This is a genomic window from Faecalicatena sp., assembly GCF_058819085.1.
On sequence record NZ_JBZUUL010000003.1, the window covers coordinates 1 to 14,133 of the forward strand.

The 14,133-nt window shown below is 43.7% G+C and carries 16 protein-coding genes; 5 read left to right on the plus strand and 11 right to left on the minus strand.

The features are described from left to right. Positions 1–211: 211 nt before the first annotated feature. The 4 genes from AC4OGX_RS01770 to AC4OGX_RS01785 form a co-directional block, all read right to left on the minus strand. Entirely contained in the window at positions 212–1,171 is a 960-nt protein-coding gene (locus AC4OGX_RS01770; protein ID WP_493328104.1) for a sensor histidine kinase, read from the minus strand. A gap of 403 nt (positions 1,172–1,574) precedes the next feature. Further along, complete coding sequence (locus tag AC4OGX_RS01775) at positions 1,575–2,234, minus strand: response regulator transcription factor (RefSeq protein ID WP_493328105.1); 660 nt, start codon at positions 2,232–2,234, stop codon at positions 1,575–1,577. A 13-nt stretch (positions 2,235–2,247) separates the two neighbouring features. Then, entirely contained in the window at positions 2,248–3,090 is an 843-nt protein-coding gene (locus AC4OGX_RS01780) for a metallophosphoesterase (RefSeq protein ID WP_493328106.1), read from the minus strand. 308 nt (positions 3,091–3,398) lie between these two features. Further along, positions 3,399–3,545: a hypothetical protein gene (locus tag AC4OGX_RS01785; protein WP_493328107.1), complete on the minus strand. Its 147-nt coding sequence runs from the start codon at positions 3,543–3,545 to the stop codon at positions 3,399–3,401. A gap of 126 nt (positions 3,546–3,671) precedes the next feature. Here AC4OGX_RS01785 and AC4OGX_RS01790 point away from each other — a divergent pair, with 126 nt between their 5' ends. Both AC4OGX_RS01790 and AC4OGX_RS01795 read left to right on the plus strand, forming a co-directional pair. Further along, the gene (locus AC4OGX_RS01790; RefSeq protein WP_493328108.1) at positions 3,672–4,373 is read left to right on the plus strand and encodes a hypothetical protein; all 702 of its coding nucleotides are present in this window, start codon (positions 3,672–3,674) and stop codon (positions 4,371–4,373) included. Continuing rightward, positions 4,366–4,647: a hypothetical protein gene (locus AC4OGX_RS01795; RefSeq protein ID WP_493328109.1), complete on the plus strand. Its 282-nt coding sequence runs from the start codon at positions 4,366–4,368 to the stop codon at positions 4,645–4,647. Before AC4OGX_RS01790 ends, AC4OGX_RS01795 begins: the two co-directional genes overlap by 8 nt. Here AC4OGX_RS01795 and AC4OGX_RS01800 read toward each other — a convergent pair. Together AC4OGX_RS01800 and AC4OGX_RS01805 are read right to left on the minus strand one after the other, a co-directional pair. Beyond that, a complete protein-coding gene (locus tag AC4OGX_RS01800; protein ID WP_493328110.1) occupies positions 4,644–5,117 on the minus strand; it encodes an acyl-CoA thioesterase in 474 nt (157 codons plus the stop codon). The genes AC4OGX_RS01795 and AC4OGX_RS01800 overlap by 4 nt on opposite strands. Continuing rightward, positions 5,114–5,632: a hypothetical protein gene (locus tag AC4OGX_RS01805; protein ID WP_493328111.1), complete on the minus strand. Its 519-nt coding sequence runs from the start codon at positions 5,630–5,632 to the stop codon at positions 5,114–5,116. Before AC4OGX_RS01805 ends, AC4OGX_RS01800 begins: the two co-directional genes overlap by 4 nt. 261 nt (positions 5,633–5,893) lie before the next feature. Between AC4OGX_RS01805 and truA the strand changes: the two genes are divergently transcribed. Further along, positions 5,894–6,628: a tRNA pseudouridine(38-40) synthase TruA gene (gene truA, locus AC4OGX_RS01810; protein ID WP_493328112.1), complete on the plus strand. Its 735-nt coding sequence runs from the start codon at positions 5,894–5,896 to the stop codon at positions 6,626–6,628. A 15-nt stretch (positions 6,629–6,643) separates the two neighbouring features. Here the strand turns inward: truA and feoB are convergent, their stop codons facing one another. Then, positions 6,644–8,689, minus strand: coding sequence for a ferrous iron transport protein B (feoB, locus tag AC4OGX_RS01815; protein WP_493328113.1), 2,046 nt, complete (start codon positions 8,687–8,689; stop codon positions 6,644–6,646). Next, positions 8,686–8,913, minus strand: a complete 228-nt coding sequence (locus AC4OGX_RS01820; protein WP_493328114.1) for a FeoA family protein — start codon at positions 8,911–8,913, stop codon at positions 8,686–8,688. Before AC4OGX_RS01820 ends, feoB begins: the two co-directional genes overlap by 4 nt. Before the next feature lie 157 nt (positions 8,914–9,070). Here AC4OGX_RS01820 and AC4OGX_RS01825 point away from each other — a divergent pair, with 157 nt between their 5' ends. Together AC4OGX_RS01825 and AC4OGX_RS01830 are read left to right on the plus strand one after the other, a co-directional pair. Beyond that, the gene (locus tag AC4OGX_RS01825) at positions 9,071–10,057 is read left to right on the plus strand and encodes a putative ABC transporter permease (RefSeq protein ID WP_493328115.1); all 987 of its coding nucleotides are present in this window, start codon (positions 9,071–9,073) and stop codon (positions 10,055–10,057) included. Between the two features lie 44 nt (positions 10,058–10,101). Next, positions 10,102–10,776 carry an MgtC/SapB family protein gene (locus tag AC4OGX_RS01830; RefSeq protein ID WP_493328116.1) on the plus strand — a complete coding sequence of 225 codons (675 nt, stop codon included), beginning with the start codon at positions 10,102–10,104 and terminating at the stop codon, positions 10,774–10,776. Positions 10,777–10,788: 12 nt separating this feature from the next. Here the strand turns inward: AC4OGX_RS01830 and AC4OGX_RS01835 are convergent, their stop codons facing one another. The 3 genes from AC4OGX_RS01835 to AC4OGX_RS01845 form a co-directional block, all read right to left on the minus strand. Beyond that, complete coding sequence (locus tag AC4OGX_RS01835) at positions 10,789–11,619, minus strand: PHP-associated domain-containing protein (RefSeq protein WP_493328117.1); 831 nt, start codon at positions 11,617–11,619, stop codon at positions 10,789–10,791. 162 nt (positions 11,620–11,781) lie between these two features. Continuing rightward, complete coding sequence (locus AC4OGX_RS01840; RefSeq protein ID WP_493328118.1) at positions 11,782–12,726, minus strand: hypothetical protein; 945 nt, start codon at positions 12,724–12,726, stop codon at positions 11,782–11,784. 18 nt (positions 12,727–12,744) lie between these two features. Continuing rightward, complete coding sequence (locus tag AC4OGX_RS01845) at positions 12,745–13,758, minus strand: helix-turn-helix transcriptional regulator (protein WP_493328119.1); 1,014 nt, start codon at positions 13,756–13,758, stop codon at positions 12,745–12,747. Positions 13,759–14,133: the final 375 nt, after the last annotated feature.

Genomic DNA, 14,133 nt, shown 5'->3' on the forward strand with positions numbered 1-14,133 from the left:
GTATCAAAATATAAAAAGAGACCACTTCTTTTTTCTGGAAATGATCTCTTTTTTATTCGCTCTCTCTTTGCAATGCCTTAGCTTAATGACATTGGCCGTAAGACTTCAGCGATTTTTTATGGCAGTCCCAAGAATCCTCTCGTTCTATTACATTCAGCTCACTCTTTCAGAGAAAGAAAACCTGCTCTTTTCACAGACAAAATCGTGGGATTTAAACAGGAATTGTTACCGTAAACCGTATTTTATTTTCTTCTGCGCGGCAATCTATATCATAGCCTTGTGTTTCACAGATTTTTTTAACAATACTTAAGCCCAGTCCTGTTCCGGATAATTTTTTATTTCTTGATCTCTCGCCAACGTAATAAGGCGTCCATATTTTTTCAATGTCTAATGTCGCATTATCTGTATCATTTGAAATAGAAAATACTGCTTTATCGTCTTGTTTAAACAGATTTAGAACAATTTCTTTTCCGGCCGAATATTTTATTGCATTGGTAATCAGATTCAAAAACAGGGATTGTAGCAGTTCTTCATTCCCCGATATTATAACATTATCCTCTACTTTGGAATGAATTTCTGTCTGCCTTTCTTCTGCCAGAATCGTATATTTACTGATCAGACCGGACAGCAGCTCTGATAAATCAACCTTATTCAGCTTAGATTGATTTTTTTCTATTCCTGAAAGATATAATAGACGATTGATCATAGCAGACATTTGTTCATTTTCTTCTAGTATAGTATTCAGAAATGTACCGTCGTCTATCCCGTCTTTCATTCCATTTGCATATAATTGTATCAATGAGACCGGGGTTTTCAGATCGTGGGCTACATTTTCTAATAACTGCTTCATCTGCAGGTTTTTTTCCTGCAAAGACTGCTGGTACATTGATATTTGGCTGCCCATTAGGTTTAAACTCTCTGCGACCTCTTCCAGCTCATCGTTTGTGGATACGCTTACAGGAATAAACTGATTCTTTCTCATATGTTCAGCAAACTGTCCGAACAGGAGCAAAGGCTTTGTGATCTTGTTGATTAGAAAAATGATAAAAATAATCGCTGTCACGATAGTGAAAATATCCACAACAATCAGAAACGTATTGGCTATCTGAAATGCGTCTGATACATCGGGAACTATCATGGTTATGGCATATATGCCAGAATCGTGTTTCAAATACTCTATCAGCAGGCTGTAATTAAGCTTTTCCTGCCGGTACAGTTTGATCCGTCTCTCTCCCTCGAGGACCTTCTTATAATCCTCTTCCCAAAACCAGTACTTTTGAAAGCCGATACCTTTGTTTTGAAAAGCCGCCTGTATTTTTTCATTTACCTCATTATTGCCGGATGAAGGCATATCTTCTATCTCGGCAATAATTACTTTATATGCTGCTTCTGTCTGCTTAACGGCATTTTGCGGGGATATGTTTTGTTGAAGTAAGTCCGTAAATTCATCACATATTTTCGAAATGGACATTTTCTTCTGGTATAAATAAAAACGTTCCAGAAATTGTGTGTTGAATACTATGGAACAGAGGGAGGAAAGAGTCAATATACATACGATGCTGATGATAAATTTTTTAGATAATCTGTTCATTCATCTCCCCCATAACATAACCCGTGCCGATTCTGGTCTGTATATAAGATTCCCCGATCTTTTTTCTCAAACGCCGGATATGTGTATCTACAGTTCTTACCCCTCCAAAATAGTCCTTTCCCCACACATAGTTTAAAATCTGTTCTCTGGAAAGAACGATCTTCTGATTCATCAAAAAATATTTAAGGAGTTCATATTCCTTTTTTGTCAGTTCCAGTACATGATGGTTCTGGGACACTTCATGCGTTATGGGATTTAAAATAATGTCTTTATACTTCAATTCTTTTTCCAGGTTACAGAGTTTCTTGATTCTAAGAAGAAGGACATTCATATCAAATGGTTTTCTGATATAATCATCTGCGCCAACCATAAGACCCAATAATTCATTGTCCGCTGCCGTCTTTGCCGTAAGCATAACAATCTTAACAGGAAGATCCATCCTCCTTACTTCCCTGCAGACCTCAATCCCGTTTTTACACGGTAACATCCAGTCTAACAGCAAGAGATCAACTGCATTTTCCGTTAAATAAGAAAGCGCATCTTTACCGTTAAATACAGCAGTGACAGAGTATCCCTCTTTTTGAAGGTATAATTTGATAATTTTACTCATATTTTCATCGTCTTCAGCAATTAAAATTCTCATTAATGTTCTCCAATCATAAATAGATCATAAAAACAGAAATTTCAGGTACAACCCCGAATCTTACAGAGATATGTGTCGTTCCGATTCCTGTATTGACATACATATTCGTGTTTGAACCTAATTGATACATTCCCCCGGTATACTTCGCAGCTAAAGATGTAGATAAAACAGCTTTCCGGTTTATTTCCGGGAAAAAAGGGATCCGAATCTGACCGCCATGGCTATGGCCGCTTAATACTAAATCATAATCATATTCCAGAAAAGTATCCGCTGTATCAGGCTCATGCGTTAATAGGATCTCATAATCTGAATCATATATCTTAGTTGAGTCCGGCATAAATACATTTCCCAGCATACTATCATCTAATCCTGTAAACAATACTTTTTTATTGGTTTCTGTCGTGACATACCAGTTTTCATTTTTTAATACAGTAAATCCGGCCTGCATCATAATATTTTCATACTGCCGGACTGCTCCTCCGCCGTAATCACGGTTCCCCCATATTGCTATTTTATCATATTTCGCATGGATTTCTTTCAGTTTCTCAATGATATTTACATCATCATGATATTTCGCATAGTTATCATATAAATCACCGGTAAACACGACAACATCCGGATTCTGTTTATTGATCATATCTATCACTTTATCCAGATTCTTATAAGTGAAGTCTTCTTTTATATGGACATCAGAAAACTGTACTACTCTGACAGCTTCCGATGTTTCCTCACTAAGATGATACTCATTAGATGTAATGCGGTACGGCTCTATCTTAAAGCCGTAAAAGACACAGCCTCCGGCCAGCAGGAGAATCATTGATACGGATATCATAAGAATTTTTAAAAATTTCATCATTTATCTGTCCTTTCCTAAATTATGATTCCGCTTATTATAAAAGCCGGCTGTGACACTCATGTTACAAAACCAATATGAACGGAAAATCCTGATGTTTCTAAAAGCTATTGTATCTCATAGGATTGGAGGCACAAATTGTGCCGGGAAGTAAGAATTGCCATAGCGCTGCTTATTGGCCGCACTATGGCAATTCTTTGAGGCTGCTTTTTCACAGCCCCTCTATTCTGAAGATAGTATAAAGTAACCTCATCTTCTGAAAAGCTCCCTGTCCCGCAGTTTACCGCGGATCCACCCGAAGGTACTATTCCTTATGTCTCCGCCTGATTACTGTGCTTCTGGTTGTCCTTAGTCTTCTGCTGCTTCGATTCCTGCTCCTGATTCAGATGTTTTTTTATCATACAATCTTCATCTATCTCATATACTGCATTTCCGTCAATAATCAGTTTTCTTTTCATACAATACCGCCGCTTCCTTTCTCTTCTTTATTATAATATGAAAGAAGTCTGAGTTTAGTTTTCCAAATCCTCATATTTTTATACTTTCACACATATACATTTACAACGTTATAATAAGGAGTGCCCATGGAAAAACAACCAACCAGACCTATGACACCTTTTGATGAACTGGTGACCCCTCCTCAGCTGCATATGATGAAGCTCTTTCTTCCTTACACTCCTTCTTCCAATCAAAGATTTCTTGGAGTCTTTGTCAAATTTCTGGAGCTTAAGGAAGCAATTTCGTTCTTTCAGAGTGCTGGAAACGATCTTCATATGCAGGCATTTCAGAACAGCTCTCCACCGTCTTTCATGGAGATCATGCAGGAGATAAAGCCGTATTTGCCGCCCAAGGAATCAGAAATGATAGACACTTTTCTAAATATGATGAGTATAATGGAAATGGCCCAGATGTTCCAGGGAAACCCGGACTTCAACTTCGACACCTCTTCCGGCCAGGCAGGGGAAGGCAGCAGCCCCGGCGGCCTGTCAGGCTTGTTTTCCGGCGGTTTTAATCCGATGGATATGATGATGGGCATGCTCACCCCGGAACAGCAGAGCATGTTCCAGATGTATAACAATATGTTTGCAAATGATATGAATTCCGATAATATGAATCCCGATGATACAGATACCAATGACTCCTCTCCCGGGCATCCGGATGCAGAGAGCATGAATTATAAGCAAACAGAAGAAAATGACATCAATTTTAACGACACCATGCAAAATGAATGGAATCCTGAAAACAACACTAATTTAAACTGGAAAGGAAATGACGATTATGAATGAATGGATGAATCATCCCGCAATGAAAGATATCGATCCGGCAAAGCTGGAGCTGATCCATATGGCAGCCTCCCAGACCTCCGGCAAGAATGGCAAAGACTTAGCCCCGATCATGCTGGCCCTGATCACAAATGCGAATAAAAAGGGGATCCGTTTCTCCGGGGAGGAGATTTCACTGATCCTGGAAATCTTAAAAGACGGAAAATCAAAAGAAGAGCAGGCCCAGATCGATCAGACAATCAATATGGTCAGCTCTCTCTTAAAGAAGAAGGGTTAAAAGCCTTCTTCTTTCCTCTTAATCCGCATCTCTCTTCTCTTCTCGGCAGCCTGCCACTCCGCGCGCTCCTCCTCCGTTTCCAGGATCAGGCGGGGTGCTTTTCTGGGCTTGTCATTCTCGTCCAAAGCAACCATCGTAAAATATGCCCGGTTGATAGGACGGCGCATCCCATCCACATTCTCGACATACGTGTCGACCCGTACCTCCATCGATGTATTTCCGACATAGGTCACCTTTCCGATGATCACGATCACATCCTTCTGATAGGCGCCCTTGATAAAACGCAGGTTATCAACAGAAGCTGTGATCACATTGCTGCGCGTATGCCGTTTTGCCACCAGTCCTGCCACCTCATCCAGCCACTGCATCAGGATCCCGCCGAACAGACGTCCTGCGGCATTCAAATGGTTCGGCCTTACCATATGCACTGTCTCGACCCTGGACTCTGAAACTTTTCTCTCTTCGATCATACCAACAACTCCAATCCGCATTCTAATGCAATCTTTTTATAAAAATCTAAAGTCACGGTATCCCTGCAAAACAGAGGATACTCCAAATTATAATTTCCCCAGACGACCGCCGGATACCTGATAAAGAAAAAACTTGAGAATAACCAGTTTCTCGCTGTAATCTCTGCGAGGAATGAAAGATTTTCCTCCATAAGCGGATAGAATACCTGCCCATTTCTACTCTCAAACTCAGAAAGTATTTTCCTTCCGTCCTCGTCCAGACCTGTCAAAAATGCCTCCTTATGCTCCGGTGAAAGAACGGGATAATAAAAGTCGGCAAATGCTTCTTTTTTATTTTCCCTCAGGCACTTCTCAAGAAAGGACTGCATCGAGTTTTGATCCCCTTTCAGTATCACAGAGGAATACTCTCTAAATCCGTCCTCAACGTTTTTGATCAGGATTGCCTTCCTTCTTTTCATCTCATCTTCGCTTACAGAACGAAACATCGCTTCTCCTTCCCCCTGACCGCTTTTCATTCAGGCTTTTCATTCAGGTTTTCCGGTTCATAGTTTTAAACAGATCAAGCCGTCTTACAATGACACGTTTTTATTATAGTATCCTTCCCCCTCCAAAATCAACCATATCCCATAACAAAATCCGGGATTATGTTGCATTCTCTTTTTCTTTCCTGTAAGATTGATACATCAGAAGCAGCAGGTCGTTTGATATAGATAGTCCCCGGCATAGATCCAAAGGGGACGAAACTACAATCCTGCACCAAAAAGGAGAGAAAACACATGACACATAATATAAAATTAATCTTGGAATATGATGGTTCACGCTACCAGGGCTGGCAGAGAGGTAAAGGAGAGTCCACGAATACGATTTGCAATAAGCTTCTGGAGGTCATACATAAAATGACCGCAGAAGACGTGGAACTCTTCTGCGGAGCCCGGACTGAGGTCGGCGTACACGCTTATGCCCAGACAGTCAATTTTAAGACTACCTCTGACATGAAGCCATCGGAGATCATGCAGTACATGAACCGATACCTGCCTATGGATATTGCTGTTCTTTCAGCCGAGGAAATGCCGGAGCGCTTCCACGCCTCCTTAAATGCCAGATCCAGAACCTACCTGTACCGTATCGCTATCGGCACCGTTCCCAGCGTCTTTGACCGGAAATATACCTACTATGCCTTTAAAACACCGGATGTCACTGTCATGCAGCAGGCGGCCCTGCTGTTGATCGGCAGACACGACTTCAAGAACTTTTCTACCGTAAAAAAGAGTAAATCAACAGAAAAAGAAATGTATGATATCGAAATCTACGGCGATGCAGAGGAAATCCAGATCTCACTAAAAGCAAGGGATTTCCTGCATAACATGCCCAGGATGATCATCAGCACCCTGCTTGATATCGGCCTTGGAAAAAGGAAAAAAGAATGTATCGAGGCTATTTTTGCAGGAGATGAGGCCGCAAGTGCTCCCTGTGACCCCAAAGGACTATTCTTGCAGGAAGTTGAATACTAAGCTTTCCTCCTCTTCCTATAAGAAAAGTCCCACGATATGAAACGCTGCAAAGCTCACGATCCAGGCAACCGCCAGTTGGAACATCACAAATCCAAATGTCATTTTTCTGCTCCCCACTTCCCGTCTGATCGTTGCGATCGTAGCTGTGCACGGGATGTAGAGCAGACAGAATACCATCAGTGCATATGCATTTGCAGCACCAAATCCCATGGCACCCAGCGTTCCCACAAAGCTGGTCATGCCGTGTGCTGTCGTGATGTTCTGGATTCCAAACAGGACACTGCAGCTTGAGACGACCACTTCCTTTGCTGCGATCCCTGCGATCAAGGCCACCACGATCTGCCAATAGCCCAGTCCGATCGGTTTGAACAGCGGAACGATCGCTTTCCCGATCATAGAGCCGAAGCTCTGGGAAATATCCGTCACATACCCTGTGATTCCAAAGTTCAGGATGAACCACATGATAATAGAAGCAACAAAAATGACCGTTCCCGCTTTTGTCAGGTAGTCCTTTACCTTTTCCCATACATAGATGGCGATTGTCCTGGCATTTGGCGTTTTATACTCCGGCAGTTCGATCAGCAGCGCATGTTCCGCTTTGCTTCCATCGATCTTTGACAAGACAAAGGAGACCGTGATCGCCACCAGGATTCCTAATATGTACATGGAATAGCATGCCAGCATTGCATTCTTCCCAAAAAACATAGAGGAAAACAAAACGTAGATCGGCAGCCTCGCACTGCATGACATAAAGGGGGTCACCAGGATCGTCTTTAACCGGTCTTTTCTATGTTCCAGTGCACGGGATGCCATGATAGCAGGGACCGAACAGCCGAATCCAAGCAGCATCGGAAGGAATGCTCTTCCCGAGAGCCCCAGATGGCTCATAATATCATCCATGACAAACGCAACTCTGGCCATATATCCGCTGTCCTCCAGGAACGCCAGTGCCAGGAACAAAATAAAGATATTCGGCAGAAAGGTAAGAATCCCTCCCACACCGGAAATAATGCCGTCCACGATCAGCGACTGCAGCATAGGGCTTACATGCCACATATCAAGCAGGCCAAGCGCCCCGCCGGAAAACCACTCCAGCGCGATCTCAAAATACCCCTTCAGCCAGTCCCCCACCGTGAAAGTCAGGAAAAAGACCAGTGCCATGATTCCCAGAAAAATAGGGAGCCCCAGCCACCTGCTTGTCAGATAACGGTCGATCTTATCCGTCCGCTCTTCCTTCCGGCTCTTATTTACCAGTGTTTCCTGAATGATCTCTTCGATAAAATCATACTTCTGGTTAATGATATCTTTTTCATAACTCCGATCCATGACCTCTGGTATATTCAGCGGATATTTTTCTATCACCGCCTCGTCCTGTTCCAGCATCTTGATCGCATGCCACCTCATATTTTTTATATTTGGATATTTTTGTTTGAGCCTTCCAATGATCAGGTCGATCTTATCCTCGATATCATCATGATACACCATAGCATATTCATTGTGGTGATTATGAGCATGTCTTGTATTTTGGGGATGATGGTGTATGAACGGGCTTTGCTTCGCATAATCCTTATGGTGTGCCACTGCATGCATTAAGATCTCAAGCCCGGACTTCTTTCTGGCAGATACCGGGATCGCCGGAATTCCCAGCATCTCAGGAAGTCTGTGGAGGTCGATCTCCATCCCCCGCTCTTCAATAATGTCCATCATATTAAGCGCCAGAACAACCGGCTTCCCCAGCTCGATCAGCTGCAGTGTCAGGTAAAGATTCCTCTCGAGACAGGATGCATCCACCACATCCACGATAACATCCACATCATCGCTCATAATACATTCCCGGGATACCTTCTCCTCCATCGTATAGGAGGTCAGGCTGTAAATACCCGGCAGATCGATCAGCTTGAACTCCTGCTCTTTATAAAACGCCCTTCCTTCCTTTTTTTCAACCGTGACCCCCGGCCAGTTAGCTACCTTTAGATTTGCTCCCGTATAGGCATTAAACAGGGTTGTTTTCCCACAATTTGGATTTCCGATAAATCCAACATTGATGATCTCTCTGCTCATTCTTTTATCTCCTCCACTGCAATATGATCCGCGATCCTGCGTCCCATGGCAAATCTCGTTCCACGAAACCGCACTGTGACAGCGCCTTTCTTATCATTATTTAAAATGGTGATCTTAGAACCTGCAGTCAGCCCCAGGGCCTCGAGCCTCCGCTCCAGATTCAGCTCGATATCAATATCCTGAACCTGATAGGTATGATGATTTTTTCCCTCTTTTAATCTCATGGTATCTCCTGTGAATAACATCTGAATTTTGATTTTGTAATTGATAATTATTATCTATTAGCCATTATAGAACTTTTTTAACAATAAGTCAAACACATTGACAATTTTCAGCATAACATTTACTCTATAAAGTATAATAGAAAGAAGGGCATATATTATGGACGATATTTATTACATATTACTATACTTTTTTGTATATGGATTTCTGGGATGGTGTACCGAGGTTGGGTTTGCGGCAGTGAAAGAACATAAATTCGTCAACCGGGGATTCTTAAACGGTCCGATCTGTCCGATCTACGGAGTGGGTGTTACTGTAGTCATCGCGCTTTTGACACCTTATAAGGAAAATCTGATCCTGCTGTATGTTTCCTCTGTCATCCTTGTGACTCTCCTCGAGGGGATCACAGGATGGGCTATGGATAAGATCTTCCACAATAAATGGTGGGATTATTCCGAGCAGCCCCTCAACATCGGCGGGTATGTATGTCTCGTTTTTTCACTTGTGTGGGGTGTTGCCTGCGTCGCGATCATGGACTTTATCCATCCGCCTATTGCCAGGCTGCTCTCCCTGATCCCGCATACTTTGGGAATCCTCCTCATAGCAGTCCTGGGGATCGCTATGTTTGCCGATCTGTACGTGACTGCATCCGCGATCTTTAAATTTAATAAGCGGCTTGCAAGTATGCAGAAGATCGCCATAGAGCTTCACGAGATTTCCGACCAGCTCGGCGAAGATATCTACGAGAAAGTCATCGCTGCCATGGAAAAACAAGAAGTATCCAGACAGAAGCTGGATGAGGCCACAGCTGAGTTAAAGGAAAAGACACAGGCTGCCGCTGCCGGAATCAAAGAAAAGACGCAGGAAGCCGCTGCCGGATTACGGGACAGGACCCAGGAGACTACTGCCGGTCTGCTTGAGAAAACACAGGTCGCTGCATCTGGATTCATTGAAAAGAAACAAGAGGTCTCTGATGAAATGCGCAGCCGTATCGAAGGCTTAAAGGCACGCTATCAAGAACTGGGCAGCAAGACACCAAGAGTCAGCCGCCGCCTTGTAAAGGCATTCCCCAGAATGGAATCCCGGAATCATAAGCTGCAATTAGAAGAGCTCCGAAGAAAATTGAACGAAAAAAGGAGAAAATAACGAATCCACCTGTTCACACTGCACTCCTGAAAGGAGGATCCCATATGTGGTCTTATATTTTTATCCAGTTAGAATACCTGTTGAGAATCGTCGGCGCTGCCCTGTGCGGCCTGGCCGTAGGCTACGAGAGGGAGAACCATCTAAAGACAGCCGGGATACGGACCCATACGATCGTCGCACTGGCCTCCGCGGCAATGATGATCATTTCCAAGTATGGATTCCAGGATATCCTTGCACTGGATCACATCGGCCTTGATCCTTCCCGTGTGGCCGCAGGGGTCGTCACTGCAATAGGTTTCCTGGGCGCAGGAGTCATATTCACAAGAAACTTCAGTGTAAGCGGCCTGACGACCGCGGCAGGGATCTGGGCAACCGTAGGGATCGGAATGGCCTTTGGAGCGGGGATGTATCCTCTCGGCATTATGACCACACTTTGTATCCTCCTCTTCCAGATCATCCTGCACCGCAGATTCCGCTGGCTAAAGACCCCTACGATCCAGCAGATCACACTGGTCATAGACAATACTTCTGATCTGCAGTCCTTCCTGGCAGACTCCTTCTCGATCAAGGATCTTCGGATCATGACGATGAAGGTCACCCGGCTGGACAACTCAGACCTAAAGATAAAACTAAACGTCGCATTTCCAGAAAATTTTACTTATCAGGACGTTCTTGATCTGGTAAAAGAAAATCCCCAGATCAAGTCCGTAGACATCTGAGGATTTTTTCCATCAGGAGAGCCTCTGCTCTCCTGTATAATACATCTCAATCGGATCGATCGGATCGATCGGGTTCTCGACCTCCATCTTCTCGTTCCTTCCATGGCGTCTCAGCAATTCCCCGCCCTTATTATAAAACCAGAAGGAATATACCAACAGCTTATTGACCTTGCCGATCCGTTCCTTCGTCGTCTTCTCATACGCAGTCCCTCCGGTCTCGAACTTGGTCTTCTTATGGATCATAGAGATCAGTTCGGTCTCACAGGTAACAGGCTCCGGCAGTATCGTGTAGGCTCGTCCCACACAGCCCGGCTTATGGGAATCACTTCCTCCCACGGTCACCTTGCCATACTTCTGTGCAAGCTTCATAGCTCCGGCATTAGACGCCTCTGATTCACAGCAGTTATAAGCCTCAACAAAATCAAACCGCTTCATGATCTCCGGGTTCGTATAGAACCTCTTCGTATTCGTAATGCTCAGATACTTCTCTCCGCATGGATGGGCCGGACCTAAAACGCCGCCGTTCCTGTGGACCAGATCGATCAGGACAGATACCGGCATGCCGCGCATCTCAAGCAGCCGCATCTTAACCCCCTCTGGCATGATCACCAGGATATGGCCGGCATCCCTGGTATCATATTCGATCCCTTTAAGCACCACAAAATCCGTATGCTCTTTTCCCTTCATATGATACTTCCAGTGGCGGTATCCCTTATAAGTATTATGGTCGGTGATCACCATGCCCTGGAATCCCTTGCTTTTTAGAATCGTGATATATTCATCCAAGCTTACTTTACTGTCAATAGAACCTTCTTTTACGTGACAATGCATATCAATCTTCATAAGCAAGCCCCCTTTACTTCAACTAAATGATAAATCTATTATACAACTTTGTGAAGGGACTGGCAATCATCTTCTTCGTGTTCTATCCTGTTAACAATATCCACAACTGCCAAAAAACAGCCAATAGGTTGTGTTATAAAACGTAATTTCGTTTCATTCCTTTTACTCGTCGTCATCCAGATCCAGAATCTGAATATCGTCATCCTCCTCTATATCCACGGAGTCGTATTCGTCTGATTCTTCATCCATAAACTCATCTTCCTCATCCAGATCATCGAATTCAAGAGGCTCTCCGTCTTCATCCAGATCCTCAAGATCTGTAATCTCTTCCTCCTCGTCATTCAGATAAAGCAGCCCTTCTTCTGCAGCCTCTTCCATATCCGGCTTTGCCTGATCCAGATTTTCCATCATGGCTCTTGCCTTATCTACCTCGTTCGCAACAGAAGTGGATTTGCGGATCTCTTCCGCCTTTTTCAGGTGCTGCCTTTTACGTCTCTTAGATTCCAAAAGGAACTGAACAAGGATTCCCAAAACAGCCAGTACTGCTATCATAGCGGTCTGAATGATCCAATTCTTCACCGGAACCAGAATATACCCGGCCTGTCCTGCGAGGGCACCTCCAAATACTGCGGTAACCAGCATTGTGACAGGTTCTGTAAACTTCCATGTAATAAGTGCAATAACCAGACCGATTGCCACACATACCAGTGCGAATACCCAGTCCTGCGGCCGTAAGATATATGCACTGCCTGCGATTCCCAGCAGCCATACGACCAGGAAAGCTCCTGCACGGTATAGTACCCCCGCCAGCACCGCCAGGATCACCCCGGCCGCTGCCCCTGCAATCAAAGGGATATTCCCCTCCAGACCAAAATAGGATGCCAGATATGTTCCTCCTGCAAAACCGACCGTCAGACCGAAGACTGCCGCCCAAAGTCTTATCAGCTTTAAACCGAAGAAACAGAACAAAAGTCCAGCCGCTGCCACCGCCGCCAATATGACCATATCTGTTGTCGTAAGTTCCCTTCCCTTTTCTGTCAGCGCCAAAGCTCTTGATCGAAGCAAAAGCTGAATCTGCCCTAAAATATAATCCAAATTCATAACCATCTTATTCACCTTTGTCCCTTAATCATTATTTGAAGTTGCTCCCCCGCTGCTATACACACCGGTTATCTCTTTGAGATGCTCCACGTACATGTCTGCTACATGTTTTGGTGAAAGGATCTTTACATCCTTTCCCAATCCAGCCATCCATCCGAAAAACTGCTCACTGACCGCTACTTCCACGCGGGCTATAAAATGCTGTTCTCCGTCAGGCCTGATAGAAACATCTTTTCCGAACCTGTCTATAACAACGCCTATGTATTTATTATGAAATCTGATACGCAAGGTCTCTTCCTCCCCACCAAACATACCAAATGTTTTTTTCGCATAATGTGCCAGGTCGAATCTCCCAAATTCGTCCTTTCCTGTCCTTGGCTCCTCTAAAACCTCAATCCCAAGCATCTTATCTACCCGGAAATGCTTTAGAATGCCGGCATCCACATCAAACCCTATCAGATAATAATTCTCATCATCCCAGAGCAGTGCCCATGGACTGACCTGATAAGGCTCCCCATTTTTCTTTAATCGGGTTGTCTTCTCAACCGTCCATTCAAAATATTGAAACAATAGCTGCTGGTTTGAAGCGATCGCTAAGTGTATCTTATCTATATTATAGTAGATACTCTCATTCATCGCCTTGATCCTGTCAGCCACCACTACCTGACGCTGAAGCTGCTTTGCCTCATACCTGCTCGCCATTCCCTCGATCTTGCCGATCAAACTGTTAGACTTACGCTCCGTAATGAATCTGGATGACTGTACCGCATCCACTAAAAGCTTCAGTTCCGCAAGCTCAAATTTATGATTTGCCAGATAATACCCTTCCGGCCGTTCTTTCCTGTAAGCTATATCCATCCCGAACCGTTTCAGAGTTTCTATATCATTATACAAACTCTTGCGTTCCGAACGGATTCCATAGTCCAGAAGCTTCTCCTCCAGTTCCTTCCTTGAAAGTGGATGCATTGCATCTGTCTCCTCATGGAACAGCTTCATCAGGAACAGGATCTTTTCCTTCTGATTACATGATCTTGCCATACTGTTCTCCCCTGTATCATGTTCTTTCCCCTATATCAGGCCCTTATCCCCAATATCTTTTATATTTTAACAATTTTTTTCCAAATATACAACATAATAATTACGGACAACACAATTAAAGATGGATGCCAATCTATCAATGATTAACACCCATCTTTAATGTGATATCTCTATCATTCTTTTTTTACCTCTTTCTCTATCTTTTATTGATAGCGGTTTTGGTTTTTAAATTAAATGTGCTGGTGGTCCGTACCTCCTGTTCTTAGATTTTCTATCGGACTTAGATTTCTTTGATCTTCTTTTCTGATGGATTTTACTTCTCTCATAACTTTCTCGTCATTATGATACTTCTCCATCTCTTCCGTTCTGATCATT

Excerpts from the sequence above, each read along its gene's own strand:
- AC4OGX_RS01775 (WP_493328105.1), bottom strand. The coding sequence starts at position 2,234 with ATGAGAATTTTAATTGCTGAAGACGATGAAAATATGAGTAAAATTATC.
- AC4OGX_RS01780 (WP_493328106.1), bottom strand. The coding sequence starts at position 3,090 with ATGATGAAATTTTTAAAAATTCTTATGATATCCGTATCAATGATTCTC.
- AC4OGX_RS01785 (WP_493328107.1), bottom strand. The coding sequence starts at position 3,545 with ATGAAAAGAAAACTGATTATTGACGGAAATGCAGTATATGAGATAGAT.
- AC4OGX_RS01790 (WP_493328108.1), top strand. The coding sequence starts at position 3,672 with ATGGAAAAACAACCAACCAGACCTATGACACCTTTTGATGAACTGGTG.
- AC4OGX_RS01795 (WP_493328109.1), top strand. The coding sequence starts at position 4,366 with ATGAATGAATGGATGAATCATCCCGCAATGAAAGATATCGATCCGGCA.
- AC4OGX_RS01800 (WP_493328110.1), bottom strand. The coding sequence starts at position 5,117 with ATGATCGAAGAGAGAAAAGTTTCAGAGTCCAGGGTCGAGACAGTGCAT.
- AC4OGX_RS01805 (WP_493328111.1), bottom strand. The coding sequence starts at position 5,632 with ATGAAAAGCGGTCAGGGGGAAGGAGAAGCGATGTTTCGTTCTGTAAGC.
- truA (WP_493328112.1), top strand. The coding sequence starts at position 5,894 with ATGACACATAATATAAAATTAATCTTGGAATATGATGGTTCACGCTAC.
- feoB (WP_493328113.1), bottom strand. The coding sequence starts at position 8,689 with ATGAGCAGAGAGATCATCAATGTTGGATTTATCGGAAATCCAAATTGT.
- AC4OGX_RS01820 (WP_493328114.1), bottom strand. The coding sequence starts at position 8,913 with ATGAGATTAAAAGAGGGAAAAAATCATCATACCTATCAGGTTCAGGAT.
- AC4OGX_RS01825 (WP_493328115.1), top strand. The coding sequence starts at position 9,071 with ATGGACGATATTTATTACATATTACTATACTTTTTTGTATATGGATTT.
- AC4OGX_RS01830 (WP_493328116.1), top strand. The coding sequence starts at position 10,102 with ATGTGGTCTTATATTTTTATCCAGTTAGAATACCTGTTGAGAATCGTC.
- AC4OGX_RS01835 (WP_493328117.1), bottom strand. The coding sequence starts at position 11,619 with ATGAAGATTGATATGCATTGTCACGTAAAAGAAGGTTCTATTGACAGT.
- AC4OGX_RS01840 (WP_493328118.1), bottom strand. The coding sequence starts at position 12,726 with ATGGTTATGAATTTGGATTATATTTTAGGGCAGATTCAGCTTTTGCTT.
- AC4OGX_RS01845 (WP_493328119.1), bottom strand. The coding sequence starts at position 13,758 with ATGGCAAGATCATGTAATCAGAAGGAAAAGATCCTGTTCCTGATGAAG.